This window comes from Rathayibacter sp. AY1E3 (assembly GCF_002932235.1).
In the GTDB taxonomy this organism is placed as follows: domain Bacteria; phylum Actinomycetota; class Actinomycetes; order Actinomycetales; family Microbacteriaceae; genus Rathayibacter.
Genome location: NZ_PSVN01000002.1, coordinates 74,825 through 88,277, shown reverse-complemented (window position 1 = coordinate 88,277; position 13,453 = coordinate 74,825). Strand labels below are relative to the sequence as shown.

Below are 13,453 nucleotides of genomic sequence, written 5' to 3'. Positions count from 1 at the left end.
AGGATGGACCGCACGATCCCCGCTGTGCTCGCCGAGATCACGGCGGCCGTCGCCGAGGTGCGCGACGTCGCACGGTCGCAGCAGGACGGCGCGCGGGCCCGCGTCGCGGACCGGCTCGACGAGATGTTCGCCGGAGCGACGACCCGCCGAGAGGTCCGGGCGGCGGCTGCCGACGCGCTCGGGCTCTGGGGCGGGGCGGGCTCCTTCTCGGACGTCGGCTCGGCCGAGGCCGACCACGCGGTCAGGCGCCTGTACCGGGCCCTGCGCGCCGGCCGCTCCTGGCTGCTCCACGCCGGCTGACCCGCACGTCGCGACCGCCGCACGACGCCGAGAACGACGAAGGCCCCCTGCTTCCGTGGAAGCGGGGGGCCTTCTCGTTGGCGGTACCGGTGGGATTTGAACCCACGGTGGACGCAAGCCCACACATGTTTTCGAGACATGCTCCTTCGGCCGCTCGGACACGGTACCGGGGTCGAGTGTACGCGACGGCCGGAAGTCGCGCCAATCGAGCGGACGGGCCGCCGTCAGGCGGGGAGGAGGAAGCCGAGCACGCGGTCCCACTCCGGGATCGCGAGCAGGTGGCCGCGGCCGGGCACGACCTCGAGGCGGGAGTCGGGCAGCCGGGCGGCGTACCACTCGGCATGGCGGCGGCCGGCGACCGCGTCCTCGGCGCCGTAGAGGAGGAGCGCGGGCGGCTCGGCGGACTCGACGGCGAAGCCCCACTCCTGCACGCCGTAGCCGATGAGATCGGCGGCCATGCCGAGGGCGCCCTGGGCGGCGGCGCGCTCGAGCATGCGCGAAAGGCGCTCGCGGACTCCGGGGGTCTCGAGCACCGCGGTGTCGGCGTCGCCGGAGCCGAGCATCCCGAGCAGGGCGTCCGGGGCGGGGGTCGGGCCGAAGGCGCCCTCGAGGGTGCGGGTGAGCGAGCGGACGGCCTCGTCGAGCGGGAGGTCGGCCAGGCGGGCGAGCTCGGCGCGATTCTCGTCGCCGACCCACGGCACGGCGCCGTCGGGAGCGGGCGTGCCGATCACGGCGACGCGCTCCACGAGGCCGGGGTAGTTCGCGGCGAGCGCGAGGGCCACGCGGCCTCCCGCCGACCAGCCGGCGGCGCTGACGGAGGCGATGCCGACGGTCGCGAGGTACTCGGCGATGTCGGCGGCGGCCTGCTCGGGGCTGGCTCCGACGCCCGCTCCGGCGGGGTCGAGGTCGGTCAGAAGGGAGGAGGCGCCGTAGCCCGGGCGGTCGAACGAGAGCAGGCGCACGCCGTGGCGCGCGGTCGCCTCCGGGTCGGGGTCGAAGTCCGAGGAGCCGGGAGCGGGATGCGCCAGGACGACGACCCGCTCGGCGCCCTCGGGGCCGGACCAGCTGACTCCGAGCGGGCGGCCGGACTTGAGGACGTGCACTGTCGAGGGCATGTCCCCCAGTCTCCCGCAGACGTCCGACGCCGACGGAGCGGCGCTCGGGGCTGAGGCGTTCTCCGAGGCGCGATCCTCCGCCTCCGCCCCTCCGCGACGACGCTCCTCCACAGACGGCTTCCACGCGACCTCTCCCCCGGCCTGGCGCGCCCCGCTCGCGGCGTCGGTGGTCGACGGTACTGTCGAAGACACGTTCGAACGAGCGGCGGTGTCGGGGGTCCCCCGTAGCGTCGCGCTCGTCCCCCTCCTCCGCCCCGAAAGGACCTCATGGCCTCCTCGAAGACGCGCACCGCCCCGTACCGCTGCTCGGAGTGCGGGTGGACGACCGCGAAGTGGGTCGGCCGCTGTGGTGAGTGCCAGCAGTGGGGCTCCGTGATCGAGAGCACCGAGCGCACCGGCCTCGTCCGCGCGGTCGCCGCTGTGGCTCCGGCCGCCGGCCGCATCGCGCGGCCCATCACCGAGATCGAGACCACGTCGGCGGCGCACCGCCCCACCGGCGTGGGCGAGCTCGACCGCGTGCTCGGCGGCGGGATCGTCTCCGGTGCGGTCGTGCTGCTCTCGGGAGAGCCCGGCGTGGGCAAGTCGACCCTCCTGCTCGAGGTCGCGAGCCGCGCCGCGGCCGAGGGCCAACGGGTCCTCTACGTCAGCGCGGAGGAGTCGGCCGCGCAGGTGCGCATGCGGGCCGAGCGCACCGGCGCGATGCACGACAGCCTCTTCCTCGCGGCCGAGACCGACCTCGCCACCGTGCTCGGCCAGATCGACGAGGTCCGGCCGGACCTGCTCATCGTCGACTCGGTGCAGACGGTCGCGAGCGACACCGTCGACGGCCTGCCCGGCGGTCCCAGCCAGGTCCGCGAGGTCGCCGCGACCCTCATCCGCGTCTGCAAGGAGCGGGCGCTCCCCCTCGTGCTCGTCGGACACGTCACGAAGGACGGCTCCATCGCGGGGCCGCGCCTGCTCGAGCACCTGGTCGACGTGGTCTGCCACTTCGAGGGCGACCGGCAGACGGCGCTGCGCTTCGTCCGCTCGCTCAAGAACCGCTTCGGCCCGACGGACGAGGTCGGCTGCTTCGAGATGACCGCCGAGGGCATCGCCGAGATCCCCGACCCGAGCGGTCTGTTCCTCAGCCGCACCCGCTTCCCCACCCCGGGCATCTGCGTCACGGTCGCGATGGAGGGACGCCGCGCGCTCCCCGTCGAGATCCAGGCGCTCGTGATCGCGAACGACGGCGAGCACCCCCGCCGCGTCACGAACGGAGTCGACGCGTCCCGGGTCGCGATGATCCTCGCCGTCCTCGAGCGGCAGGCGGGCATCCCCCTGCGGCGCTGCGACGTCTACGTGTCGACCGTCGGCGGCGTGAAGCTCATGGAGCCGGCGGCGGACCTGGCGATCGCGGTCGCCATCGCCTCCGCCCACGCCTACACGCCGCTGCGGCCCGGGATCGCCGCGTTCGGCGAGATCAGCCTCTCGGGAGACATCCGGCCCGCCTCCGGAGCGAAGCAGCGCGCCTCCGAAGCGACACGACTCGGGCACTCCTCGCACCTCGACTCCAGCGCCTTCACCCTCTCGAGCGCGATCACCCACGCGCTCGTCCCCGTTCCCGAGCGCATCCGTCCGGAGCGGGTGCCCACGCACTGACGGCCGCGTCCCCGGCCCGCTGCACAGGCACCCGTCCACCGCTCGGGGCCGCGGGCGCCCCCGTCCACCGCATGGTCGAGGATCGCCACCGGAGGCGAACACGGGCTCGATGGGCACTGCCCGACAGCTCCGCCCGACCACGCACGCGTCCGCTCCGCCGCGGCCGCCGGTCGCAGCCTGACCCTAGACGCCGCCCCCGCCGCCGCCGCTCGAGGAGCTCGACGAGGATCCGACGTAGCTCGACGTCGACGACGAGAACGAGGACACGCTGCCGGCGAAGGCCGCCGCGTGGAAGCCGTTCGGTCCGGAGTACCAGACCGGCTCCTCGCCGGTGCGCTCGTAGGCCGACGCGAGCTCCGCCGACCACTCCTTCTCGAGACCGAAGAGCACGGCCCACGGCAGCAGGCGCTCCGTCACCTCGACCACCTCGACCGGTCCGACCGTGCGCCGGTCCGCCCCGCGGGGCGACTGCAGCATGGCGATCCGGTCGGCCTCGGCCAGGCGGATGTACAGCTCGAGCCCGCGCAGATGGTCGCGCAGCTCCGCGCCCGCGGCCGTCAGCGGCACCCTCGAGACCAGGATCGTCCCGACGACGGCCGCGACGATCGCGACCAGCATCAGCACGAGCGGGAGCGCTCCGCCGAAGGAGCCGGTCATCAGGAGGATCGCGCCCAGGAAGGCGGCCAGGACACCCAGCAGCAGCGGGACGATCACGAGCACGCTGCCGCCGATCGTCCCGGCCTTCTTCAGTCCCGCCTCGGTCACCCGGTTGCCCAGCGCGGTCCGGAACTGTCCGACGGCCTTGCCGAACTCCTTGTCCTTGCCGGAGAGCTCACGCACCGTCCCCGGCACCCGGCCGAGGGCGATGTCGAGGAACTCGCGGTCGTCGGACGCGAGGGGCCGCGGGCGTCCCGCGCGTCGCGTCGGCGTCGTCGCAGGGTCGAGCACCCGCACGGCGTACTCCTGCTTCCGCCCCTCCCCCGTCTCCTCGATGCGCACGAGACCACGGACGGCGGCGTCCAGGAGTCCGGCCGCAGGGGCCTTCGACGTCTTCCGCAGCAGCGCGGCGGAGAGGAACAGCCCCTCCGCGGGCGGGTCGTACTCGGCGACGACGGTCGGGCGGCCGGGAGCGTCGCGGAGCACGGTCCGGCGGCGGTGCACGGCGAGCGCGAGGCCGATCAGGACCGCGGCGAGGCCGCCCAGCTGCACCCAGGACCAGCCGGAGGCGAGGTAGCGGTCGTCGCGCGGCGTGAAGGTCCCGGGAGCGAAGCCGATCGCCACGGTCACGTTCTCCCCCGGAGCCAACGACTCCCCCGATGCCGTGACGACCGCGCCGTCGCGGCCGATGGGACAGGGCGTCGTCGAGCCCTCCGGTCCCCGGTAGCAGCTGACGGTCCCCGTCGCGGCGGAGGCCAGCGACCCGGCGAGCTCGACGCGCACGTCGTAGCGGTCGAAGGACTGGCGCCAGCCCGTGCCGTTGACGTCCCAGTAGAACTCGTCCTCGCCGCTGCGCGTGCCGGATCCAGGCAGGGTCGTGTTGTGCTGCGTGTAGGTGAAGACGTAGGTCTGGCTGCCGCTGACGAACTCGTCCGCCGCGCTGGTGACCAGGAGGAAGCCGTCCTCGCGCTCGGTGTCGACCGGCCGCGCCTCCCCGTCGCCGTCGGTGACGGACACCAGGTCGACGTCGGTCGGGTGCCCCTCGTAGTCGAGCGGGATCGCGCGCTGCATGCCGCGGTTCTGCGACGGCGGGAACTCGGCGACGAAGGTCTCGACAGTGGTCAGCGTCGAGCGGCCCTCCTCGTCGCGGTCGAGACGGAAGTCGGCCGAGTACTCCGAGAACCGGAAGCCGTCCACGTCCGCGCGCACGACACCCGCGACGGGCTGCGGAGCCGCGACAGGGTGCGGAGCCGCCACGGCCTGCGCCGCCGCTCCGCCGACCAGCAGCGGGACCGCGAGGGCCACGGCCGCCGCGCGCCGCGCGACCACCCCCGCCCGGCCGGTCGAGGCGGACAGGATCGTGCCGAGCAGCCCCCACATGCCTGCGATGCTACGCGCCGACGCACGCCCGGCACGTCCCCCGGGCGGACTACTGGAGCAGGAACTGCGTGGGCGAGCCCGAGGGGATGCCGGCGACCGACACCGACAGGTTGTAGGCGGCGCCGCCCGCCTCGACCGCCTCGCGTCCGCCGGAGCAGGTGTCGGCGGAGGAGCGGGTGCGGTCCCACGTCAGCGCGCTGCCCATCACCGAGCGGCCCGCCTGGAGGAGCACCGGCAGATCGGCCGCGCCGGTCTGGCAGTCGGTCGAGGTCCAGATCTGCTCGGAGCCGCTCGTGATCGTGAAGACCTGCTTGCTCGTGCCCGCGTCGATCACGCAGTCGGTGCTCGAGATGTTGGCCAGCGAGAGCGAGAGCTGCGGATCCTCGCCGGGCGCGTAGCTCGTGGCGTCCGTGACCGCGGTGACGGCGACGGAGTCGGCCGAGCAGGCGGGTGCGGCGCCGGGCGTCGCACCGGGCGAGGTGGTCGGGTAGAGCGTCGGCAGCACGACGGTCGGCGTGGGGCTCGACGCGGCGTCGGAGCCGGTCATCCGCGGGAGCAGCGACAGCACCACCGCCAGGCCCGCGACGATGACGACCAGCGCGAGCAGCACTCCGGCGCGGCGTCGCCGGTAGACCCGGGAGGGCAGGCGGCGGGGCGGCGGAGTCACCGGGACAGGCTACGACGTGGCGGCGGTCAGAGCGTCTTCAGCATGCGGGTGTTGCCGAGCGTGTTCGGCTTCACCCGGGCGAGGTCGAGGAACTCGGCGACTCCCTCGTCGGGAGAGCGGAGCAGCTCGGCGTAGACCTCGGGGTCGACGACCTTCTCGCCGATCGGCTCGAAGCCGTGGCGGGCGAAGAAGTCGACCTCGAAGGTGAGGCAGAACAGGCGCTTCAGGCCGAGCTCGCGTGCGTCGTTCTCGAGGCGCTCCAGGATGTGGTGGCCCACGCCCCTCCCGAGCCAGTCCTGCGCGACCGCGAGGGTGCGCACCTCCGCGATGTCGTCCCACATCACATGCAGCGCACCGCAGCCGATCGCCGTCCCGTGGCCGTCCTCGGCGATGCGGAACTCCTGCACGGCGCCGTAGAGCACCACGCGGTCCTTGCCCAGGAGGATGCGCTCGTTCACGAGCGGCTCGCTGAGCTCCTGGATGAAGGGGACATCGCTCGTGCGCGCGCGGCGCACCGGGTACTTCCAATCGGCCATTCGACAAGCCTAGGCCGCACCGGGCGCGGGATCCTGCGAGCAGGCGCGCACCCCCGGACGACGACGTGCCCGCCCCCTCGCGAGAGGGGACGGGCACGGGGTCGTTCGGCAGCCTGCTACGACATCAGGTCGGGCGTCGCCGGGCCGGCCGTGGCCGCTCCGGTGGACGCGCCGGCGCTGATCGAGATCAGACGCGGGGTCGTGGTGAAGACGAACCTGTTCTCGGCGAAGTCCACGTGGATGTGGTCTCCGGCGCCGAGCTCGCCGTGCAGGATCCGCTCGGACAGCTGGTCCTCGATCTCGCGCTGGATCGCGCGGCGCAGGGGGCGCGCACCGAGGGCCGGGTCGAACCCGACCTCGATCAGGCGCTCCTTGGCCGGCTGCGTCAGCTCCACCGTCATGTCGCGGTCGAGCAGGCGGTCGCCCAGGCGCTTGATGAAGAGGTCGACGATCTGGAGCAGCTCGGGCTTCGACAGCTGCGGGAAGACGATGACGTCGTCCACGCGGTTGAGGAACTCGGGCTTGAAGTGCTTCTTGAGCTCCTCGTTGACCTTGCCGCGCATGCGGTCGTACCCGGTGGCGTTGTCGCCCTCGATCTGGAACCCGACGGGACCACCGGCGATGTCACGAGCACCGAGGTTGGTGGTCATGATGATGACGGTGTTCTTGAAGTCGACGACACGGCCCTGGCCGTCGGTCAGTCGACCCTCCTCCAGGATCTGGAGGAGCGAGTTGAAGATGTCCGGGTGCGCCTTCTCGATCTCGTCGAAGAGGACCACGCTGAACGGCTTGCGGCGCACCTTCTCGGTGAGCTGGCCGCCCTCCTCGAAGCCGACGAACCCGGGAGGGGCGCCGAACAGCCGCGAGACGGTGTGCTTCTCGCCGTACTCCGACATGTCGAGCGAGATCATCGCGTTCTCGTCGTCGAAGAGGAACTCGGCGAGCGCCTTGGCCAGCTCGGTCTTCCCGACGCCCGTGGGGCCGGCGAAGATGAACGAGCCCGAGGGGCGCTTGGGGTCCTTGAGGCCCGCGCGGGTGCGGCGGATCGTCCGCGAGAGGGCCGCGATGGCCTCCTCCTGGCCGATGACGCGCTGGTGCAGGGCCTTCTCCATGAAGACGAGCCGCGAGGACTCCTCCTCCGTGAGCTTGAAGACCGGGATGCCCGTCGCCTGGGCGAGGACCTCGGCGATCAGGCCCTCGTCGACCACGCCGGTGGCCTTGACGTCGCCCGACTTCCACTGCTTCTCGAGGCGCAGGCGCTCACCGAGCAGCTGCTTCTCCTCGTCGCGCAGCGACGCGGCCTTCTCGAAGTCCTGGTCCTCGATCGCGGCCTCCTTGGCGGAGCGGACCACGGCGATGCGGTCGTCGAAGTCGCGCAGCTCCGGCGGCGCCGAGAGGATCGAGAGGCGCAGGCGTGCGCCGGCCTCGTCGATCAGGTCGATCGCCTTGTCGGGGAGGAAGCGGTCGCTGATGTAGCGGTCTGCCAGGTTGGCCGCCGAGACGATCGCGCCGTCGGTGATGGACACCTTGTGGTGCGCCTCGTAGCGGTCGCGCAGGCCCTTGAGGATGTTGATCGTGTGGGGCAGCGACGGCTCCGCCACCTGGATCGGCTGGAAGCGGCGCTCGAGAGCGGCGTCCTTCTCGAAGTGCTTGCGGTACTCGTCGAGCGTGGTCGCGCCGATGGTCTGCAGCTCGCCGCGGGCGAGCAGCGGCTTGAGGATCGAGGCGGCGTCGATCGCGCCCTCAGCGGCCCCTGCGCCGACGAGGGTGTGGATCTCGTCGATGAAGGTGATGATGTCGCCGCGGGTGCGGATCTCCTTCGTGACCTTCTTCAGGCGCTCCTCGAAGTCACCGCGGTAGCGGGATCCGGCGATGAGCGAGCCGAGGTCGAGCGTGTAGAGCTGCTTGTCCTTCAGCGTCTCGGGCACGTCGCCGCGCACGATCGCCTGGGCGAGGCCCTCGACGACGGCGGTCTTGCCGACGCCGGGCTCGCCGATCAGGACGGGGTTGTTCTTGGAGCGGCGGGAGAGGATCTGCATGACCCGCTCGATCTCCTTCTCGCGCCCGATGACCGGGTCGAGCTTGTTGTCGCGCGCCGCCTGGGTGAGGTTGCGTCCGAACTGGTCGAGGATCTGCGATCCCCCCTGAGGCTGCTGCTGCTCACCGCCCACGGCGACCTGCTCCTTGCCCTGGTAGCCGGAGAGCAGCTGGATGACCTGCTGGCGCACGCGGTTCAGGTCGGCACCGAGCTTGACCAGCACCTGAGCGGCGACGCCCTCGCCCTCGCGGATGAGGCCGAGCAGGATGTGCTCGGTCCCGATGTAGTTGTGGCCGAGCTGCAGCGCTTCGCGCAGGGACAGCTCGAGGACCTTCTTCGCCCGAGGCGTGAAGGGGATGTGGCCGGTCGGCTGCTGCTGCCCCTGGCCGATGATGTCCTGCACCTGCTCGCGCACAGCGTCGAGCGAGATCCCGAGGGACTCGAGCGCCTTGGCGGCCACTCCCTCGCCCTCGTGGATCAGGCCGAGCAGGATGTGCTCCGTGCCGATGTAGTTGTGATTGAGCATCTTGGCCTCTTCCTGGGCCAGGACGACGACGCGCCGCGCGCGATCGGTGAATCTCTCGAACATGCTGTCACTCCCTACAGAACCCGCAGGGGTGGGCTCCGATACGTCGACTGTAACCAGCGCTCCCCCCGGTGAGCAGGCCTGTTCGCCCTGGGCGTGCACGCGATCCGGGAGGGGTGCGGGCGGCGGTCCCGTCCACCGGTCCATGCGAAGGCATACACTTCCCGCATGAGCAACCTGGAGGAGCATCCCGACGAGCTCCCCGTCGCCGCGGAGCCGGTCCCTCGCGAGCCCGGCGCGGTCGAGATCCTGGAGGCACGGCTCGTCCCGCTCGGCGGTCCGCGTGCGATCGAGGTGCGCCGCACCCTCCCCCAGCGCTCGCGCTCGACGATCGGCGCATGGTGCTTCGCCGACCACTACGGCCCGGTGCGGCTCGGCGAGGAGGCCGGGATGGACGTCCCGCCGCACCCGCACACCGGCCTGCAGACCGTGAGCTGGCTCTTCGAGGGCGAGATCGAGCACCGCGACAGCGTCGGCAGCCTCGCCGTGGTGCGCCCGGGCGAGCTCAACCTGATGACGGCCGGACGCGGCATCTCGCACTCGGAGGTCTCGACCGGGGGCGCGCCCGTCCTGCACGGGGTGCAGCTCTGGGTCGCGCTGCCCGAGGAGGCGCGGCTCGTCGATCCGTTCTTCGAGCACCACCGCGGCGTGCCCGTGGATCTGCCCGGCGCGCTGGTGCGCGTCTTCGTCGGAGGGATGCTGGGCGCGTCGGTGCCCGCGAGCACCTTCACTCCGCTGGTCGCCGCCCAGATCGACCTCGAGCCGGGTGCCCGGGTCGAGCTGCCGGTCGAGGAGTCGTGGGAGTACGGCGTGCTCGTCGACGCCGGCCCCGTGGCGGTCGAGGGTGCGGACGTCCCGCGCTCGGACCTCGCCTACCTGGCGCCCGGCCGCTCGCACCTGGTGCTGACGGCCGGGGACGCGGGCGCCCGCGTGGTGCTGCTCGGCGGCGAGCCGTTCGCCGAGGAGCTGGTGATGTGGTGGAACTTCGTCGGCCGCAGCCACGACGACGTGGCGGCCGCCCGCGAGCGCTGGCAGTCCGACGTGATCGCCGGGGCGGATCCCGCTGGACCGTTCGGCACCGTCGACGGGTACTGCGGACGCGCGCTCCCCGCGCCCGTGCTGCCGACCGTGCGCCTGAAGCCGCGCCGCCGGGCCTGAGTCGGGGCCGTCAGGCCGAGGCGCTCCGAGGCGGGGCCGCCGACGCGGGAGCGCAGAAGTCGCGATGATCCCGCTCGACCACCGCGACTCCTGCGCTCTCACCGGCGGGTCAGGACGCGTCCGACTCCTTCTTCGCGGCGGCCTTCGCGGCGGCCTCGCGGTCGGTGACCTCGGCCGTCTCGCGGAAGGCGCGGCGCGGATCCTGCAGCGCGCTCATCGGCGAGAGGTCGCGCGGAGTGACGGCGTCGACGAGCCAGCCCGTGATGATCCGCCACTTGCGGTCCAGGGTCGGCATCGCCGCTCCGTGGTAGGCGCGGTGCGCGAGCCAGGCGGGGAGGCCGCGCAGCTTCACGCCCTTGATCAGGCCCGCGCCCTTGCCGATGCCGTACTCGGCGACGGTCCCGACGGAGGCGTGGCGGTACTCCTCCACGGTGCCTCCGGTGAGGTCGGCGATGATGTTGCGCGCCAGGAGCTTGGCCTGCCGGACCGCGTTCTGCGCGTTCGGCGGGTAGTACGCGGGCTGCTTCTCGCTGGTGAGGTCCGGCACCTGCGCGCCGTCGCCGGCCGCCCAGGCGCCGCCCACCGGCTCGCCGTCCTCGCGGATGACCCGCAGGCGCGCATCCGCCATGACGTGGCCCTTCGGCCCGCGGGGCGCGTCGGTCGCGTCGAGGATCGGGTTCGGCTTCACGCCGGCGGTCCACACGATCGTGGCCGTCGGGATGCGCTCGCCCGAGGAGAGCTCCACGACGCCGTCCTCGCAGGAGGGCATCGTCGTCTTCAGGTGCACGTGCACGCCGCGCGAGCGGAGGTGGTCGAGCGTCCACTTCGAGAGCTCGGGACCGACCTCGGGGGCGACCCGGTCCAGTGCCTCGACGAGGTGCCAGGTGACGTCGCCCATCGAGAGGGAGGGCTGCGCGGCGAGGGTCTTGCGGCTGAGGTCGAGCAGCTCGCTCAGCGCCTCGACGCCGGTGTAGCCGCCGCCGACGAAGACGAAGGTGAGCAGGCGCCGGCGCTCGGCGGGATCGGTGGTGAGCGCCGCCTTCGCGATGTTCTCGATGACGCGGTCGCGCAGGTGCGCCGCCTCCTCCACCGTCTTGAAGCCGATGCCGTGCTCGGCGAGGCCCGGCGTGGGGAACGTGCGGGTGACGGCTCCGAGCGCGAAGACGACCTGGTCGAACTCGAGCGTGCGGGTGGAGCCGTCCATCGCGGCGACGGTGGCGCTGCGCTCGGCGAGGCTCACGCCGGTGATCGCGCCGCGGATCACGCGGGTGCGCTTGAGCGCGGAGACCAGCGGCACCGTGACGTGGCGCGGCTGGACGTGCCCGCCGGCGACCTCGGGCAGCAGCGGCTGGTAGGTCATGTAGGGGTTCGGCTCGACGACGGTGACGTCGATCGGCGCCTCCCCCCGTCTCTTCTCGAGGCCCCAGGCCGTGTACAGGCCGACGTAGCCGCCGCCGAGGATGAGGATGCGCGTCGTACGGGATGCCGTCATGTCCGTTCCCTTCTCGAACCCGGCGCCGGGCAGGCGGAACCGGATGGTGCTGAGGACGCTCCGACGCTACGCGGGGCGCGGCGGCCCGCACAGGGCCTTGCGCGACGAGCCGGGGCCGCGCATCCTCCGCCTGCGGGCGGACGGGAGCCGCGCTACTGCAGCGCCGAGGTGAGCCGCGCCAGGTTGTCGAGCAGGGTCGAGCGGAGCGGCTGCTGCCGCCACTCGCGGAGGGTCAGCTCACGGGAGTGCTCGCGGTAGTCCTGCTGCACCTGGCGCAGATCCTCGACGAACTCCGAGCCGCGCACCATCAGCGAGACCTCGAGGTTGAGCGTGAAGGAGCGCATGTCCATGTTGCTCGAGCCGATCACGGCGACGTCGTCGTCGATCGTGAAGTGCTTCGCGTGCAGGATGGTCGGCTTGCGGTACATCCAGATGCGCACGCCCGCGGTCAGCAGCGTCTCGTAGTACGAGCGCTGGGCGTGGTAGACCACGGCCTGGTCGCCGATCTCGGAGACGAAGAGCTCCACGTGCACGCCCCGCCGGGTCGCCGTCGTGATCGCGTAGAGCATCGCCTCGTCGGGCACGAAGTACGGGCTGGTGATGATGATCGACTTCTGCGCCGAGTAGAGCAGCGTCAGGAACAGGCGCAGGTTGTTCTCGCCCTCGAACCCCGGGCCGCTCGGCACCACCTGGCAGTCGATGGTGTCGCGCTGCTGCAGCGCCTCCATCGGCTCCGACTCCCGCAGGAGCAGCTCGTCGGTCTCGCTGTACCAGTCGGTGATGAAGATGGCGTTGATGCCCTGCACCACCGGCCCCTCGAGGCGCACCATCAGGTCGTGCCAGTGCAGGCCGCGGCGGATGTTGCCGCGCTTGTTGTAGCTGGAGTCGACGACGTTCTGCGAGCCCATGAAGGCCGCGTTGCCGTCGACGATCAGCAGCTTGCGGTGGTTGCGCAGGTCCGGCCGCTGGTACTGCCCGCGCCACGGCCGCACGGGGAGCATGTACGACCACGAGGCGCCCGCCCGCTCGAGGGCGCGCAGCCGGCGATGGGTGCCGCTGTAGTAGCCGGGCACGCGGATCGACGCGATGTGGTCGAGGAGGATCCGCACCCGCACCCCGCGGGCCACCGCGCGGTCGAGCGCGTCGAAGAAGGGCGCGGTGGTCGAGTCGGCGGCGAGGATGTAGAACTCGCAGTGCACGTACCGGCGGGCGCGGTCGATCTCGGCGGCCATCGCGCGGATGGTCTGCTCGTAGTCGCCCTGGAGGCGCGCGTCGTTCCCGCCGACCAGCGGCATCGCGCCGAGGTTGCGGTTGAGGGTGACCACCGACTCCAGCCACTGCGGCCACGGGTGCTCCCGGGCGACGCGGTCGATGCCGTCGGTCGACTCCAGGATGAACCGGTTGATCTCCTGCTGCTTCCGGCGGCGCTTGCGCGGCAGCCGGTAGCTCCCGATGAAGAGGAACAGCAGGATGCCGACGTACGGGATCAGGAAGATCGCCATCAGCCAGGCGAGACCGGTGGTCGGACGGCGGTTCCGCGGCACGACGATCACGGCGATCACGCGGACCACGAGCTCGACGACGACGGCCGCGATCGGGAGGATCACCGCCCAGTCGGGTGCGGGCACCGCGCCTCCTCGTTCGTCGTGCGGAGCCGCTCAGCGGGCGTGGAAGGCACCCGCGCGGCGGCGGTGGTCAGGAGGCGTCGCGGGGAGGCAGGCCGCGGCGCTCGCGCTCGCGGGCCTCGATGCGGTCGTACGCTCGGCGCTCGTTGCGGTCCGAGCGGATGAGGGCGCGCATGACGAACCAGAAGATGGCTCCGACCGTGATCGTCGGCACGAGGGCCCACAGCCCCTGGTTCCACAGCTCCCAGTCCATGCGGCGAT

The 13,453-nt window shown here is 72.3% G+C and carries 11 protein-coding genes and 1 tRNA gene; 3 read left to right on the top strand and 9 right to left on the bottom strand.

The annotated features are described in order from the left end of the window. The first annotated feature begins 3 nt into the window (after nucleotides 1-3). A complete protein-coding gene (locus tag C5C53_RS01880; protein WP_104266666.1) occupies nucleotides 4-300 on the top strand; it encodes a hypothetical protein in 297 nt (98 codons plus the stop codon). Nucleotides 301-378: 78 nt separating this feature from the next. Here the strand turns inward: C5C53_RS01880 and C5C53_RS01875 are convergent. Continuing rightward, nucleotides 379-468, bottom strand: a tRNA-Ser gene (locus C5C53_RS01875). 56 nt (nucleotides 469-524) lie between these two features. Then, nucleotides 525-1,415, bottom strand: a complete 891-nt coding sequence (locus C5C53_RS01870) for an alpha/beta fold hydrolase (RefSeq protein ID WP_104266665.1) — start codon at nucleotides 1,413-1,415, stop codon at nucleotides 525-527. 267 nt (nucleotides 1,416-1,682) lie between these two features. On the opposite strand from C5C53_RS01870, the gene radA reads away from it, so the two are divergent. Continuing rightward, a complete protein-coding gene (gene radA, locus C5C53_RS01865) occupies nucleotides 1,683-3,053 on the top strand; it encodes a DNA repair protein RadA (protein WP_104224086.1) in 1,371 nt (456 codons plus the stop codon). Nucleotides 3,054-3,236: 183 nt separating this feature from the next. Here the strand turns inward: radA and C5C53_RS01860 are convergent, their stop codons facing one another. The 4 genes from C5C53_RS01860 to C5C53_RS01845 form a co-directional block, all read right to left on the bottom strand. After that, complete coding sequence (locus C5C53_RS01860; protein WP_104266664.1) at nucleotides 3,237-5,090, bottom strand: DUF2207 domain-containing protein; 1,854 nt, start codon at nucleotides 5,088-5,090, stop codon at nucleotides 3,237-3,239. A gap of 49 nt (nucleotides 5,091-5,139) precedes the next feature. After that, on the bottom strand, nucleotides 5,140-5,757 hold the full coding sequence (locus C5C53_RS01855) for a hypothetical protein (protein ID WP_104224088.1): 618 nt from the start codon (nucleotides 5,755-5,757) through the stop codon (nucleotides 5,140-5,142). A gap of 26 nt (nucleotides 5,758-5,783) precedes the next feature. Further along, a complete protein-coding gene (locus C5C53_RS01850) occupies nucleotides 5,784-6,293 on the bottom strand; it encodes an amino-acid N-acetyltransferase (RefSeq protein WP_104224089.1) in 510 nt (169 codons plus the stop codon). Nucleotides 6,294-6,409: 116 nt separating this feature from the next. Then, nucleotides 6,410-8,920 carry an ATP-dependent Clp protease ATP-binding subunit gene (locus C5C53_RS01845; RefSeq protein WP_104226003.1) on the bottom strand — a complete coding sequence of 837 codons (2,511 nt, stop codon included), beginning with the start codon at nucleotides 8,918-8,920 and terminating at the stop codon, nucleotides 6,410-6,412. Nucleotides 8,921-9,085: 165 nt separating this feature from the next. Here C5C53_RS01845 and C5C53_RS01840 point away from each other — a divergent pair, with 165 nt between their 5' ends. Beyond that, nucleotides 9,086-10,075 carry a pirin family protein gene (locus C5C53_RS01840; protein ID WP_104266663.1) on the top strand — a complete coding sequence of 330 codons (990 nt, stop codon included), beginning with the start codon at nucleotides 9,086-9,088 and terminating at the stop codon, nucleotides 10,073-10,075. 109 nt (nucleotides 10,076-10,184) lie between these two features. On the opposite strand, the gene C5C53_RS01835 is transcribed toward C5C53_RS01840, so the two are convergent. The 3 genes from C5C53_RS01835 to C5C53_RS01825 all read right to left on the bottom strand — a co-directional run bounded on the left by C5C53_RS01835 (nucleotide 10,185) and on the right by C5C53_RS01825 (nucleotide 13,445). After that, nucleotides 10,185-11,567: an NAD(P)/FAD-dependent oxidoreductase gene (locus C5C53_RS01835; RefSeq protein ID WP_104266662.1), complete on the bottom strand. Its 1,383-nt coding sequence runs from the start codon at nucleotides 11,565-11,567 to the stop codon at nucleotides 10,185-10,187. Between the two features lie 152 nt (nucleotides 11,568-11,719). Continuing rightward, nucleotides 11,720-13,195 (bottom strand): cardiolipin synthase, encoded by a 1,476-nt coding sequence (gene cls, locus C5C53_RS01830; RefSeq protein WP_104224093.1) that lies wholly within the window; start codon nucleotides 13,193-13,195, stop codon nucleotides 11,720-11,722. A gap of 67 nt (nucleotides 13,196-13,262) precedes the next feature. Next, on the bottom strand, nucleotides 13,263-13,445 hold the full coding sequence (locus C5C53_RS01825; RefSeq protein WP_104224094.1) for a hypothetical protein: 183 nt from the start codon (nucleotides 13,443-13,445) through the stop codon (nucleotides 13,263-13,265). Nucleotides 13,446-13,453: the final 8 nt, after the last annotated feature.